Source organism: Methylobacterium sp. GC_Met_2 (assembly GCF_026540795.1).
In the GTDB taxonomy this organism is placed as follows: Bacteria; Pseudomonadota; Alphaproteobacteria; order Rhizobiales; family Beijerinckiaceae; genus Methylobacterium.
The window spans coordinates 1-13,426 of the sequence record NZ_JALNUM010000148.1 but is presented as its reverse complement, the minus strand read 5'-3'; the positions used below and the strand labels follow the sequence as shown (position 1 = coordinate 13,426).

The following is a 13,426-nucleotide window of genomic DNA, read 5'->3' as shown; positions in this document are numbered from 1 at the left end:
CCAGATGCGGGCTTCGGAGCCTCCTCGGGCGTCGCCTTCGGGGCGGCTGGGCGGTCCGCTGCGCCGCCCGCGTCCGACGCGACCGTCCCGCCGCTCACCGCGTGGGCGAGGCCCGCCGCCTGGAAGAAGGCCGTCTTCGCCAGCGGCTGCTCGGCGCGGATCCAGCGCTCGAACCGGTCGGAGATGCCCTCCTCCTGAGCCCAGGCGCGCAGGTCGCGCAGGCCGGCGAAGACCCGCAGGTCGTCGTCTGAGGGGTCGAGCGCCCGTCCGCCCGCGGCCGTGAAGGCCTCGACGAGCTGCTTCGTCTTCGGCCCGCTCGGTACGGGCCCGCGGCGGACGAGCAGCAATGCCCGGTCGGGGATGCGCGGTGAGATGCCCGAGGCGGTCAGCGCCGCCCGCAGGCGGGCCTGGAACGCGATGGCGTTCTGGTGCTGGAGCGCCCGGTAGCAGACGTGCCGCTCGCGGTCGTTCTGGTCGCGGTGGATGAAGATCAGCCGGCCGTGGAGCGGCGGAATTCTCTGGTCGGGCTCGCCCTTGCTGACCACTTCGAGGGAATCGTCGGGGTCGTCCTCCAGGGCGTAGAGGTCGAACACGTCGCGCAGGAGCTGGCCGAGCCAGCGATCCTCATCGCTGCGGATGCCCGCGATGTCGGCCTGCGCGCAGGCGGCAGCGAGATCGAAGTCGGTGGGACGCTTCTCGACCTTCTTGGTGTCCACCGTCACGCCGAGGTCGTCGCATGCGGTGACCGCTCCCTCCGTGAGGCAGCGGCGGCGGAAGGCGTCGCAGCGCATCAGCAGGATGCGGGGCATCATGTTGGCGGCGGCCGCCGCCGCGATGGCGCGCGCGCTGAATGGCCAGGTCGGGAACGGGGCCTCGAACCCCGCCTCCGCGTAGGCGGGGGCCAGCCGATCGGTGACCAGGGCGGCGGCGGCGGCCCGCTCGTTCATGCCGAGCAGCAGCGTCGGCTCCGCGAGGCGCTCCCGCATCGAGCTGAGGCTGCGCGCCCTCAGGCGCTCCCAGGATTCCTGCAGGCAGGTCACCACCGTCATGCTGCGGTCGCAGACGATGCTGACCTCGAGCAGGCCCGCGGCCAGCACCTCGGTCAGCCCGGCCTCCGCGTCGAGCCCGTCCTGGGCGGCGAGCCGGCTGCTCTCGATGATCCCGTCGATCTGATCGACCGCGATGAGGATCGGCCCGCTGAGCGCCATGATCCAGCACATGCCGCGCACGAGTTCGACCGGGGCTGGTGGCGGCGTCTTGAAGCCCAGGGCGGCGCGCTCCGTGGCGTCGGCGTCGTAGCCCTGCAGCCAGGCATGGGCGAGGCCGACCACGCCGAAATCCTGAGAGCGCAGCAGGCACAGCGCCCGGAACACGTCGAGATGCTTGAGCGCGCGGCCGGCATCGACCCGCATCAGCGCCGTGACGAGGACATCGACGATCCGGCGGGCATCGATGTTCGGGGTGTTGAACGCGGCCTCGACCTGCGTCTCGACGCCGAAGCGGCGCGCCACCCCGGCCAGCACGGCATCCGATTGGCGCCGCCCGTCCGGCATCGTCTGCAGCAGGGCGGTGACGAAGCTCAGGGCGGCGCTGCGCCAGAAATCCGTCAGCCCGAGAACGTCGAGGGGCACGAACCACGCCCCCGTGCGCCACGCCTCCTGGCGGATCTGCCCGACGAGGTGCGTCTTGCCGACCCCGGACGGGCCGACGAAGACGCGGCCCAGCGCGCGGTCGGCGGGCTTTCTGGCCTTGGCGTGGAGGTCTGCGACGAGGTCCGGGACGAGCCGCTCGTTGGGGCTGCCGGTGGGCGGCGTATCGATCCAGATGCTGTCGAGGGTGCGCACCCAATCGAAATCGACCCGGCGCAGGGCGTCGAGGGCAGCGGTCATGATTGGATCCAGAGGATGTGGAAGGGCTCACCCGCGGGGCTGAACGCGGCGTCGCGCTCGGCGTCGTCGAGCGAGCGGGGATCGCTGAACTGGCTCAGCCGCGCCGTCTTGTCGCCGCCGAGGATCGCCCTGAGACCTGCATCGACCGTGGCGCGGTCGAGGTCGCCGAGTTCGGCGCGGAGCGCACTCAGCCGAACGGCCCGGGCCCGCTCCCCGCCGGTCAGCGCCAGATAGGCTGCCTCGATCCGGGCGCGAAGTTGCTTGGGGCTGAGAGGTTTCTTCTGCCCCGCCGTTTTTCCGGGGCGGGCTGGCGTCCGGGAGCCGGTCGCCGTCTTGTCGGCGCCTGCCGTCTTGCGTTGAGTCGTCGTCTTTGCGCCGGCTGCCTTCGCGCCTTTCGCTGCCTTCGATCCTTTCGCCGTCGGGGGCGGCTCGGGCGGCGCGTTGGTAACGGGGCCGACGAATTCGGCGAGGGGCCGCCCGCGCGCCGCGAGATCGGCCCCGATTCGCCCCAGCCAGTCCTGCAGCGTCCGGTAGGCCGGCGGCAGGGGGGCGTCCATATGGGTCCCCGCCCAGTTCCAGCCCTTGTCGGTCACCGTCAGCCGCAGAGCGCGCGCCTCCTTCCCGGCTTCGAGATAGCCGCCCGCGATCAGCGCTTCCCGATCCGCCTTCTCGACCTTCGGCACGAGGGTGCCCTGCAGGGCGGTTCCGCCCCGGCCGAGGAGGCACCAGAGGATCAGAGCCTGCTGCGGCGTCGGCACGTCACTCATCGGCTAAATCCCCTCCTGTGCGCCGCGCCGGAGGCGGACCACGGCGCGGATCTTCTCGATGGCGAGCGGAAGGTCAGCCGCGACCTGATCGTTGGTCAAGCGCAGAACCAGGTAGCCCGCGGTCAGCAGCTCGTAGTCCCGGTGGCGATCGGCCCCGAATTTGGGCTCGGCCCGGTGCTCGGGGCCGTCGAGTTCGACGACGATGCGGTGCGCGCGGCACAGCAGGTCGACCCGCGGCCGCGCCCCCCCAGGCGCCGACCGGGACCGAAGCGTTGCAGGTGAACAGGCCCGCGAGGTCCGGATCCTGCCCCAACGTCGCTGCCACGCGCCGCTCGATGTCGCTCGCCGGCAGCCCGCCGGGGGGTGGGATGAAGCGCTCCGCGACCGGCCGGTCCGCCTCCGCGAAGGCGTGGGCGCCGTAGAGGATCCGGTCGTAGGGGGGCGTCTCGGGCGGTTCGGCGGCGAGCGCCATCACCGAAGCGGTCCCGTGCCGGGCGCACCATTCCAGCGCCTCGATCGCCGGGCCTGCGCGGGCGGGCGAGGCCGGATCGATCTCCCAGATCAGGAGGAGTCCGCCGGGATCGATCGCCCCCGCAAGGCGCAGGAGCTCAAGCTCGCGCGTCATCCGGCGGAAGCGCGGCGTCAGGCCGAGCCGCGCGCGCTTCGAGGCCGCCTTCAACCAGGGATCGGCGTTCACCGGAGTGCGGGTGGCGTCGCGGCCGTGCCAATAGGGCCAGCGCGTGAGGGCGAGGGCCGCCAGATCGTCGAGGAGCCGGTCGATCAGCGCCGCGGCGCCGGACCGATCCGCGTCCGCGACCAGCAGGGCGCCGCGGTCGGTGCTCTCCGACACGAGGGTGCCGATGCTCGCGCGGCCGATCCCCAGGACGGCGAGGCGCTGGCCTGGCCCCAGACCGGCGATGCGCCGGGCCAGATCGTCTGCCGTGATCCGCGGCCGCACCGCGCTGCCGAGTTGGGAGAACACAAGCAAACCGAGACTGCGCTGCCGACGACGCCTTGCGCCCTGCGGCCCTGCGTCGGACCCATACAGCACAGCGTCGCGCGTCTGGCTACGCCATCGACATCTTCAGGTTGTCGCAGCTTCGCGGGGTTGCCACCCGCCTGCTCTGAGCCGTCGGGTGCCCAGTCGTGGGCCGGCGTGGGCGCGGACGCCGTTGCGCTGGCGGCAGGGTTGGGCTAGGGAGTGGCTACGGCTTGCACCCGTAGCTCAGCTGGATAGAGCGTTGCCCTCCGAAGGCAAAGGTCACACGTTCGAATCGTGTCGGGTGCGCCAATCTTCTCAATGACTTGGTGGGGCCTCGCCGTTGTGGCTCGGCAGCTGGTGTCACCGGGGTGTCACCATGGCGGCTCTCTGGCGCTTGTCCTGACGCCCCTTCGCACCTCCCTATCCGCGGCAACGGTGATCGGCATCATGACGCCCGTCAGCTTTGGCCAGGGCGTCGGCACGAACGCCGATCTCGCTCCGACCGGCACATTGCGGATCGGCCTGATCGAAGCCCCCTCCCCCGGGCTCATCTTCGTCAGTCGCGCCGCCGATGGGAAGCCCGAGGGCGTCACGGCGGATTTGGCTGCCGACCTGGCGCGGACGATCGGGTTGCCGCTCGCCGTCACCCTGTTCCCGAACTCGGGTGCCGCAGCTGCGGCGCTTCAGTCGACAACCATCGACGTGAGCTTCATGCCGGTCGACGCAACCCGGCGGCAGGCGCTCGATTTCGGTCCGGGCTACTACAACCTAGAGAGCACATATCTCGCCAGCGCGGCTTCGGGGATCACCGACGCGACGCAGGTGGACCGGCCGGGCGTCCGCGTGCTGGCGATCGACGGTACGACGACGTTCCGCGCCTCCGCGCGCACGCTGACACACACGCAACCTGTCGCCGTCCCGACCGTGGCCGAGGCGGTGGAGCGGATGCGCGCCGGGCGGGCGGATGCTTTCGCCCTGTCGCGCGATACCCTGCGGCCGGTGGTGCGGCAGGTCCCGGGCTCACGGATCGTCACGGGCGGCTTCCAGCAGACACACGTTGCCGTCGCTGTTCCGAAGGGCCGTTCCGGCGCCCTCGCCGCGGTCACGGCATGGCTGGATGATGCGAAGCGGACCGGCGTCGTCCGGAGGATCTTCGACGTTCATGGGTTCGGCGGCGATGCGGTCGCGCCCTGAGCGGCCCACTGACAATCTCGGGCTGCGCGCGGCACGGCGGAGGTTCTGCGGGGCAAGCCGCGCTGACCGCGGCTGACGCCCCGTGGTAGTGGCGCGGGAGGCGAGGCAGACGCAGGATTGTGAGCATGCCCAGGGGGCGACCGAAGCGCAGACTATCGGACAGCCTGACCCAGCATTTGTCGGATCCCAAGGTCGTCGCTTTCAAGCCACGCACCGCCCATCGTCGTCCCGCAGACCGTTCGTCTGGATCGGCACAGAAGGTCGCCCTCTCGGCGATGACCCTCATCGTCGTCGTCCTGGCCGGCGGCCACCTTATGCACGCGTGGTCGTGTGAAGAGTCACGGGCTGAAGCCGCCCGACGCAAGCCGAGATGAGTTTTTCGTTTCCGGCCGCCGGATCGTTAAAGGTTCGGCGCTAGCCATCGCCCTCCAAGACTGGAGCATGGGCGATGGCCAGGGTCAGCCACCTAATCGTTGATGGCCTCGCGTTCGTTCTGGCTGGCATTGGGCTGGCTGCGGCAGTAATGGGCCAAGCGCCAAAACTGCCTGCCTCGACCATGACGCCCCCGCTAGTAGAAGGAGCTTCGGTCGAGCCTGTCCAAACCGGCTCAATTGCGCCGAAAGGTAAAGGCACGGCCGCGAGCAAGACGGCCGATCAAATTGAGGCCCAGGTCGGGGCTGCAACCCCATCCTCCAAGGGCGCCGGCAGGATCTGGGTTGACCCACCGTACCGCTGGACCTCCAGCGGCCGTGAAGGGGCCGCGATCGATCAGGCGACGGGCTTGCGCATCCCGTAACTATGACCGGCAGCAGTGTCAGATCGCAGACGTCTCCTGAGCTAACGCTTCGGCCAGCAGGTCGAGCAAGTTGGCGGCGAACGACCGCATATTCGTCACGCGGTCAGCCTCGCCGGTCTCGATTGTCGTGACCCGCTCGACCGGGCCGCTGACCGCGATGCAGGTGTGTCCGGCAGCATCACCGTAGCGATTGCCGCTTGGGCCGGCCGCGCCGGTCTCCGCGATGCCCCAGGTGGCGCCATGGCGCTCGCGGGCTGCTCGGGCGAGGAGTAGCGCATACGGCTCGGAGGCCGACCGCAGACCGGCCATCTCAGCTTCGCCGATGCCGAGGAGGGCCGACCGCGCGGCCGCCGTGTAGACCACGGCGCCGCCGAGTAAGTATGCGCTGGCGCCAGGAACTGACAGCAGAGCCGCCGAGATTAGGCCGCCGGAGGAGGACTCCGCCACCGCGATGGTTTGACCTTGCTCGGTCAGAACGGCGCCGATCCGTTCGGCCTTCGGCAGCAGGCTGTTCACCAGGAGCCTCCTCCCTATTGCTCGGTCGTCGGCCACGTCGCGACGACATCGCCACCGGCACGCAACTCCACCCGGTGGCTGTGCGCATCGTCCCGCGTCTTGCACAGGTCGATTGCCGAAGCGAAGCGGGTCTGAGCGGCAATCTCGGTTTCGACGTCCTCGGAGATTACCTCTTAATTGTCGCGGAAGGTGAGCACCCGAAAGGGCGGACGGCACTTCAGGTCGCTGGCTTCCATTGTCGATCCCTGGCTCAGACCAAGGGCGAACGCGTGTAGGCCAGTGGTGATCCCTGCCACCCATGACCATGCTGCGATCTTGCCTCGTGGATGCGGCGCTGGTGGCGAACCGATGATGACGGCACGGATAAGCGCCCTATCTCGGCCAGCGTTGGTCAACGAGAAGGTGAATGTCTCACTTCCAGGCTTCCCGCCATTCCGATCGCACAAGTGCGCAACTGAAAGCGGAGACCCGCGAGGCTACGTCGATCGAAATTCGGAGCGAGATTGAGGCTGAACGCCAGGAGATCGAGGAACGCACCGAGCGGCTCAAAGCGATGCGGTTGGCACGTGAGAACGCCGAAACCTAAGAGGCTCGCCGGCCAAGGCTCCGTGCGGCACCGCGAGGATCCTAAGGGGGCGAACTGACATCCTCGGCCGGCGTTGCCGCGCTGATGTCGCGTGCCGCGATGTACGATCTGGAAACCTAATGGCCTACACTCTTCAACGCCTCGCCCCGGGCAGTTTCGATCTCATCCTCGACGGCAAGGTCGTAGGCAGCCTCGTCCGCGACGTGTCTAAGGATGGATACGAGGGCGACTGGACGGCCGAGACGCTCACCGAGAGCCCGCCTTACCCAGCCCCATTCATGCAAGAGACGCACAAGTTCGGGACCCTGAAGGCTGCGGCGGATTGGCTCGACGCGGAGGTTCCTGACCTCTGATCCGAATCGCACTCCAGGAGGCTGCGACGTCGTGCGGGTTCAGCATCGCACTAGGCTCGAACTCGCCGGCGTCATCTTCAGCGAGGAGAACGGCGAAGGGCCGGGGGTGTGGCTTAGGAGGTCCGCTCCCGGCACTGATTGAAGACCCAATTTGGTTCAAGCCGGTCTATGGCAGCGTTCGGGGAGCAGGGTACGGCATTCTGCTTGAGGCGGCCGCCGATATGCGCCCGACTTTGGATGCTTTAGAGGCGGAACCACACATTGACTTGAGCAGATTATTCCGCATGCATAGCAGAGGTGAGCGGTCTCCGAAGCGTGCGGCGTTAAATGCTGCGCAAGCGGTACGAGACCAGTTGCGCATTAGTTCACGTGATCCGCAAGGGGGCGAAGCTTTTCTCCCAGCATTCAATCTGCAGCCAAACGTCTATGGCCGGGAAGGCATTGTCGAGGCGGAGGAGCCCGTCTTGCACGAATCACTAAGGTTTTCGCAAATCGCTTGCAGTTCGATTTGATCAGGAAGCAGATCGCGGCAAGGGGATTTGATGCAAAACGTGCTTGTTACATTGCCTGGGCGCAAGATTCTGATGGAGACCATCTAGTCGCGCGCGCTCGTGAGCCAGATCATCAAGCCGGCCGTATATTTTCTGCCGAAGGACTCGTCCCCATAGACATCATTCGCGCGAGAGCATCCAATAGGCTGCGTTCTCCATTTTGCGGCAAGAGAATCGCTGAAGAGTCGCATGTTTCTGGGGCCGTGGTCGCTTGGCAGGCATCTCACAATGGAATAGCAGTCGTGGGTCAGGATAAGGGTTTCTGGGGTTAAGCTGAGGGTAAGTTAAGCCATGGCCGGCACCCGATCCTTAAGGGCCAAGATCGCTGCCCCTCGACACCGCTACCCCGGTAACTATTCTCTCGCCATGCGCCCAGCTCTCGCCGCCCTCGCTCTCATCGTCGCTGCCGGTGGAGTGCAGGCTCAGCAGCAGCTTCCGACCGTTCCCGAGTTGCTAACCGCCGAGCTGAAGGCATCGCAGGCCTGTGAAGCCGCCGGGGACCCGGCCATGACCCATGAGCAGTGCAGGCTCCACGATCGGCTGAGCGGCCGCCTGGCCCAGGCCGGCTACTGCTGGGGCCGCAAGGGGCAGGCCGACCAGAAGAAGGAATGGCACGCCTGCCAGTCGGACTCGATCTACGAGGACGACATCGAGGCGGTGCAGCGCTAACCGGGTGAGCCGAAGCGCCGATCCGCCTTCGCCATCTGTCGCCTGTGGGCCTGCACGACGTCAGCCCTTTGAAGCGGGATAGGACCATGGCAAGGTGAGGCATGACCTACACCGTCCGCATGGTGTTCCTGAACCAGGGCGAGACGCCCCCGGCCGAACAGTTGGACGGCCCCTTTGCCAGCGTGCGCGAGACTTGGGACGCGGGAACCGGCTCGAGTGTTAGAACTCCAGCTCCGCTCCACTGAGGCAGCCTTTCAGGTGCTCGACGAAAGCGGTCAGATTGTAGAAGTAACCGCCGGACAGATCGATAGCTGAAGCTTGATCTGTCTGTCGCATCTGCGCGCCACCTGATTGGACCCACCCCGTTCTGCTCACGGGACGGGGGAGCGTCCGATCTCACCAGCGTGTGAGCTGGGCCGACAAGCAACCCGGCTTCGGGTTAGGATGGCGGCCGTCCTTACCTCAACCCTCGCGGCGACGACCTAGGCTTCCGCCCTCGTACAGTATACGGGGCTGCCGACCCGCGTAGCTAACGCCGAGGTCGAATCGTGCGGAGCCCGCTTTGCGCGTGCCCCTGGCTGGGTTGGCTACCTCGAAGTCGATGACTGAGCGCGCTGCACACTTCGACTGGGCCACGTTGCAGACCACACGCAGGGTCCCGGGTCGAATAGCGTACCGGCGCAGCGGCCACTGCCGAATGGCGGCCCGCTTCTCGTTGACGAGCTGCCCCTGCGTGTAGGGACGACCGTAGAACTCCACCGTCGGTCCGTACATGTACGGTACGCCTGCGACTGCGCCGCCGTCGTTGGACGACCAGATCGCCAGGTAGCGCTCGGCGATGGTAGCCGTGCGGCGCTGCATGTCAGCCCCCGATAATGCCAGCGCCTGCGACGAACATAGTGCGAGGCAGGCACACAGCAGCGGGAGGAACGGCCTCGGCATAGACGCGACTCCTGTGCGAATGCGGGAAACCCTTAGAAACGGCCGTCGGGTCCGGAGAGCCAGCGCATCAGACCATCCGAAGCAGCGACGCTCCGACGTGGTCCTGCGCGCCGCTGACTTTCGGACGGCCAGTTGGATGCTTCTACGTGAAACTCACGCGAGCTGCCCGGTGGGGGGGCGTCCACACCAGGCCCATCGCGACCTGCTAGTCGCACCGTTCTGTAAGGGCTTGGGGAGCGCAATTGACTGGGCTGAGGTCGTCGGGCGGTCAGTCGAGCCTCGCCGACGGCATTGAGCGAGGGCAGGTTCCGGGACGGGGCGGAATGTGGCTTCGGAGCGGTGCGAGCTATGTTGGCGATCTGAGGGCGGGAACTCCCTCTTTCCTCGCTAAGGGCGCGCTGAGAAGGCTCCTGTGGCTCTGGCCGGATCCTTTCGACGCCCAACGCGGGCAGGGCTTGTTTGTCCCTATCCGCAAGTCTGATCTGGCGACGTTTGCCACCGTCATCCATCGGCTGCACAGGTGTGGACACCGGCAAGGCTTGTGGGATGGGCCCTCTTTTTCCACTGGTGTCGGAGGTGGAGCCCTCCGCAGATGCATCAGTAGGGCCAGGGGTGAACCGAAGCTTCGGAGAGGGTGGTTTCGAAATAGTAGCCTTGGTCGGATCCGACCAGGGCAGTGACCGTCCTTGGGCTTCGGCCTGCAATCGCTCCGTCAGAGAAGGCGCGGAGCCGTGCTGCACTTCCGGGGCGTCTGCTTGGACGTCACCACGGGACATGTACGCGCTCGTGCTGGCTACCCCAGCCACAAAGGCGATGGCGACCGCAGACAGAAACTTTGCCGACGCAGTCATGATCTACCTCGCAGAGACGGCAGGTAGTGTCATGGACCGCACGCGGCAACCATCTAACCAGGACGGACGCTGTCACCGCCGACAAAAAATGAGGCGTGGACTTGAGTTGCAGATCGCTTGCCGAGCGGTTTAACAGCACCGCCATTGCGGATGTAACCGTCGACGGCGACAATGGCGTTCTCCAGCTACGCGCCCTGATAGTGACCGCTCCCGCGTGGCTTTACACCGGAGCTGACCGCGCGTTCCGCAGCGCCCGCGTGGATCAAGCCTGCCTGCTTTTGCCCGCCATAGCGTAGGCTCTGCCGCGGAGGCTCTGCTTCAGGTCGCCGATCAGGTCGTCTGTGTTGCCGGCGCTGCTGTTGACGTTGATCGGCCCGTGCATGTTCCACTCCGGCCGGTTCCACAGCACGTTGCGGAATGCCGGGTTGCGGGGGGTCTAGGGCCAGTGCCTCTCAGACCCGGCGCATCGACTGTATCCGCAGCATCTCGGCTTCTTCCTACCACGCATCCCGCTTGGTCCTCATGGCCTCGACTAGGGCGTGCATGCGGTCCTGCTGCATAGACGGGTGCAGTTCAGCGAACGACGACTTTGCGGCGATGAGCGGCGTCATGATGAGCGCTGCGGTGGTGGAGCCGGGGTGCGCGGCTCTCAGAGGAGCCCGATATCGGAACTGCTTCGGCTACCGGCCGGGTCGGACCGCTTAGGAGCGCACCGAATAAGCCCCCAGGTCTGTATCCTTCAGCGGCCACGATCCTAGTCGCCTTTTCGATGCTCATATCGCATGCGCTCGTCATACCTTGGAGGGCGCCGAGGGCCCGCTCGTATTCGGGGAGATTGGTGCAGCCTGGTGAGGTCCAAGCCCAAGCCGGAGCGGATGCAACCAACCCGGCGATAAGGGCGATACCCGCTAAGCCTTTCCTGAACCTCACAGCCATCCCTCCTCAATGCCACTCGACCTATAACAGTAGCCAGAGATCCAACGATCCTGGCTGTGCCACGCGGCCCATTCGCCTCAAGCAGGCCCGAGCGATGCTCGACCCAGGAAAGTTCTGCGGGGCGCTACGGAATACCGGGGTGCGGGAGGTCGAGGGCTGGCGCTTCTTAGGCCCTGCGCGCCGACTGTGCCCGCAGCATCTCGGCCTCCTGCCGCCACGCATCCCGCTCGTCCCGCACTGCCTCAATGCGGGCATGTAGGTGACCGGCGTCGATGGCTGTCTCCATCAGCATGTCTTGGGCGGTGGCGAGCTGCTGGCGCAATTCGGCGTTCTCGGTCGCCAGGGCGAGGAGAAGCGCAGCCAGGTCATTGCTCATCCAGGCTCCTCGTCGCCGCAAGGCAGCGCGTCTAGCTGGGCTCAAGCTTGGCCGCAATCGCGTCCGATCATCGCGACTGCGTCGGCGAGGCCGCACCGAGGCCCGCCGTCTCAAGACGACCCCGGTGCGGCTCTTCCGTCGCGCGGCCGGAGCCGATCGCTGCAGGCATGGTGGCGTCTAGGGTTAACGGATCCTGTCGATCGGCGCTGCTGCTAAGCGGCACCCTGTCGGCGACATGGCATCTCGCCGGCTGCAATTAACGCACCTGCAATCGCCACCATCCGCCGCCCTTGATGACGCGCAGCGTCCAAATCCTCGGGCCGTGGTGGCTGGTTCTCTTTGCCGACGATCGCGGACGCGCCGTAGGGTGAGCCCGCCTCCAACATCGCCTCGTCGGTGTAGCCGGTCGGCAGGATCACCATGCCCAGGTGCGCCATTGGTGCGTACAGCGACAGTGTGACGACTTCGGATCCGCCATGCGGCCAAGATGCTGTCGCGAAGGCACCTCCAACCTTGCCAGCCAGGGCGCCCCGCTTCCACTGGGGGCCGAGCAGATCGAGAAAGTTCTTCAACTCCGTCGCCATTGCCCCAAAGTAGCTCGGCGTGCCGAACAGGATCGCGTCAGCCCATTCGGCATCTTCGTGGGTGGGAGCCTGGTAGAGGTCGTTCTGGCGAGCCGCACTCTCAGTCCAGCCTTCGACCTTCGCCATGGCGGCGGCATCAGCCACTTCTCGTGGTCGACGCACGCGCACTTCCGCGCCAGCGCCCCGCGCAGCTTCGGCTGCAGCGACTGCGAGCGCTTCAGCAGCACCGCTGCGTGAGTAGTAGACGATCAGCAGGCGGGTTGGGTCAGATGTCCGGTTGGCCACAGCGCCCTCCTACGGATTGGCGCTACGAGCTGCCGGCTGCGGATAGGATGGATTTCCGCCGGGTACAGCAGTGCTGTTGGAGGGCGACGTCGCGCTGCCCTTCCCGTCCTCGGTTCCGGTGATCTGCTTGCGCGATGCGCTCTGGCTCTGGCTCGCGTAATCGGGCGGGGAGCTTCCACCCTGCCAAATCATGAGCCCAGCCAGCGCTGCCAGCATCAAACTCACGCTGACGATCAGGACGTAGAGGGCCGGTCGGCCGCGCTTGCCTTGCCGACCATCTTGCCCAGAAAGTTGTTCTGCCACCGTTGAACCTCGTTCGCTCCATGATGCGAGCGCGTATAAGCAACGGGTCGCCGATAGGAGAGGTCCGGCCCTGTGGCGCTATGGCCTCGGGCTTGATTGCGACGCCGCCAAGACCCTGGACAGCGTCGCAACCGCGAGGCGTGACGAGCCTACTTGCCGCTGGGGGCAGCCCCGCTTCCGGTGGCACCATTGCCCGACCCGCTACCGGCGGGTGCGCCGGGCGTGCTGACGGGCGGACCGCCGCTGGTACCAGGCCCCGTGCCCGTGCTCATCGTACCCGTGCCCATCGAGCTACTCCCACCCGCCATCCGCTTCTCGGAGTTGCTCTTCACGCTGCCCGGGTTGTTCATGTTGCCTTCGGCGCTGCCACCGCCGGCTGGGGTCTGCGCGAGAGCCGCGTCTGCAACCGCGAACGATAGCACTGCGGCAAGCGCGAGGGTCTTCATCATGGCGTTTCCTCCAGACGGATCGGTTCGACCAGTTCAAATCTGAACGTCAGCCTGGCAGCTACCGTTCAGGCACTTGTCATGGCTGTGATTACAAATCGCGCTCGCGACGCAGCCGGAATGCCAGGATCAGCGCTCCAGGCCAGAACACGAGGCTGAGGAGGGCTATCGGGACGATGGGGCGACCTTTCCACCAGACGACGATGACCGGCAGGAACAGAACCACGATCGCGATGGCGAGGAAGGCCGAGAACCCAAGGTCGGACAAGTCCATATCAAGGGCCTGGATCTCGCAGCTGTTCCGCCGCATGCGGCAAAGGCTGCATTCTAATATGCATTCGCAGACAGTCGAATTGAGCAGCGTTCAAAAACGGACTGGCGGGGCTTGCGTTTTCCTCTC

12 protein-coding genes, 1 tRNA gene and 1 pseudogene are annotated in these 13,426 nt (G+C 66.7%); 5 read left to right on the top strand and 9 right to left on the bottom strand.

Features of this window, described 5'->3' with window-relative positions; genetic code table 11:
- The 3 genes and pseudogenes from OXS49_RS29920 to OXS49_RS29910 all read right to left on the bottom strand — a co-directional run.
- Positions 1–1,889 (bottom strand): annotated as a pseudogene (locus OXS49_RS29920) (AAA family ATPase); the annotation flags it as partial.
- Positions 1,886–2,656 (bottom strand): hypothetical protein, encoded by a 771-nt coding sequence (locus OXS49_RS29915; RefSeq protein WP_267428266.1) that lies wholly within the window; start codon positions 2,654–2,656, stop codon positions 1,886–1,888. The gene OXS49_RS29915 and the pseudogene OXS49_RS29920, both read right to left, overlap by 4 nt.
- A 3-nt stretch (positions 2,657–2,659) precedes the next feature.
- Complete coding sequence (locus tag OXS49_RS29910; RefSeq protein WP_267428267.1) at positions 2,660–2,860, bottom strand: DUF559 domain-containing protein; 201 nt, start codon at positions 2,858–2,860, stop codon at positions 2,660–2,662.
- 1,010 nt (positions 2,861–3,870) lie between these two features.
- Here OXS49_RS29910 and OXS49_RS29905 point away from each other — a divergent pair.
- Together OXS49_RS29905 and OXS49_RS29900 are read left to right on the top strand one after the other, a co-directional pair.
- Positions 3,871–3,947, top strand: a tRNA-Arg gene (locus OXS49_RS29905).
- Between the two features lie 138 nt (positions 3,948–4,085).
- The gene (locus tag OXS49_RS29900) at positions 4,086–4,832 is read left to right on the top strand and encodes a transporter substrate-binding domain-containing protein (RefSeq protein WP_267428265.1); all 747 of its coding nucleotides are present in this window, start codon (positions 4,086–4,088) and stop codon (positions 4,830–4,832) included.
- Between the two features lie 814 nt (positions 4,833–5,646).
- On the opposite strand, the gene OXS49_RS29895 is transcribed toward OXS49_RS29900, so the two are convergent.
- The gene (locus OXS49_RS29895) at positions 5,647–6,144 is read right to left on the bottom strand and encodes a CinA family protein (RefSeq protein ID WP_267428264.1); all 498 of its coding nucleotides are present in this window, start codon (positions 6,142–6,144) and stop codon (positions 5,647–5,649) included.
- A 406-nt stretch (positions 6,145–6,550) separates the two neighbouring features.
- Between OXS49_RS29895 and OXS49_RS29890 the strand changes: the two genes are divergently transcribed.
- From OXS49_RS29890 to OXS49_RS29880, 3 genes are all read left to right on the top strand, one after another.
- Positions 6,551–6,730, top strand: a complete 180-nt coding sequence (locus OXS49_RS29890; RefSeq protein WP_243998949.1) for a hypothetical protein — start codon at positions 6,551–6,553, stop codon at positions 6,728–6,730.
- A 119-nt stretch (positions 6,731–6,849) separates the two neighbouring features.
- Positions 6,850–7,083: a hypothetical protein gene (locus tag OXS49_RS29885; RefSeq protein ID WP_243998947.1), complete on the top strand. Its 234-nt coding sequence runs from the start codon at positions 6,850–6,852 to the stop codon at positions 7,081–7,083.
- A gap of 917 nt (positions 7,084–8,000) precedes the next feature.
- On the top strand, positions 8,001–8,303 hold the full coding sequence (locus tag OXS49_RS29880) for a hypothetical protein (protein ID WP_243998945.1): 303 nt from the start codon (positions 8,001–8,003) through the stop codon (positions 8,301–8,303).
- A 2,895-nt stretch (positions 8,304–11,198) separates the two neighbouring features.
- On the opposite strand, the gene OXS49_RS29875 is transcribed toward OXS49_RS29880, so the two are convergent.
- The 5 genes from OXS49_RS29875 to OXS49_RS29855 all read right to left on the bottom strand — a co-directional run bounded on the left by OXS49_RS29875 (position 11,199) and on the right by OXS49_RS29855 (position 13,294).
- A complete protein-coding gene (locus tag OXS49_RS29875; protein ID WP_267428263.1) occupies positions 11,199–11,408 on the bottom strand; it encodes a hypothetical protein in 210 nt (69 codons plus the stop codon).
- Between the two features lie 212 nt (positions 11,409–11,620).
- Complete coding sequence (wrbA, locus tag OXS49_RS29870) at positions 11,621–12,277, bottom strand: NAD(P)H:quinone oxidoreductase (RefSeq protein WP_243998939.1); 657 nt, start codon at positions 12,275–12,277, stop codon at positions 11,621–11,623.
- Positions 12,278–12,286: 9 nt separating this feature from the next.
- Positions 12,287–12,580 carry a hypothetical protein gene (locus OXS49_RS29865; RefSeq protein ID WP_243998937.1) on the bottom strand — a complete coding sequence of 98 codons (294 nt, stop codon included), beginning with the start codon at positions 12,578–12,580 and terminating at the stop codon, positions 12,287–12,289.
- 149 nt (positions 12,581–12,729) lie between these two features.
- Positions 12,730–13,029 (bottom strand): hypothetical protein, encoded by a 300-nt coding sequence (locus OXS49_RS29860; RefSeq protein ID WP_267428262.1) that lies wholly within the window; start codon positions 13,027–13,029, stop codon positions 12,730–12,732.
- Positions 13,030–13,117: 88 nt separating this feature from the next.
- Positions 13,118–13,294 (bottom strand): hypothetical protein, encoded by a 177-nt coding sequence (locus OXS49_RS29855; protein WP_267428261.1) that lies wholly within the window; start codon positions 13,292–13,294, stop codon positions 13,118–13,120.
- Positions 13,295–13,426 lie beyond the last annotated feature (132 nt).

Bases quoted from the DNA above. Each gene is read 5' to 3' on its own strand.
- OXS49_RS29915 (WP_267428266.1), bottom strand. From the start codon at position 2,656: ATGAGTGACGTGCCGACGCCGCAGCAGGCTCTGATCCTCTGGTGCCTC.
- OXS49_RS29885 (WP_243998947.1), top strand. From the start codon at position 6,850: ATGGCCTACACTCTTCAACGCCTCGCCCCGGGCAGTTTCGATCTCATC.
- OXS49_RS29860 (WP_267428262.1), bottom strand. From the start codon at position 13,029: ATGATGAAGACCCTCGCGCTTGCCGCAGTGCTATCGTTCGCGGTTGCA.
- OXS49_RS29890 (WP_243998949.1), top strand. From the start codon at position 6,551: ATGTCTCACTTCCAGGCTTCCCGCCATTCCGATCGCACAAGTGCGCAA.
- OXS49_RS29880 (WP_243998945.1), top strand. From the start codon at position 8,001: ATGCGCCCAGCTCTCGCCGCCCTCGCTCTCATCGTCGCTGCCGGTGGA.
- OXS49_RS29900 (WP_267428265.1), top strand. From the start codon at position 4,086: ATGACGCCCGTCAGCTTTGGCCAGGGCGTCGGCACGAACGCCGATCTC.
- OXS49_RS29875 (WP_267428263.1), bottom strand. From the start codon at position 11,408: ATGAGCAATGACCTGGCTGCGCTTCTCCTCGCCCTGGCGACCGAGAAC.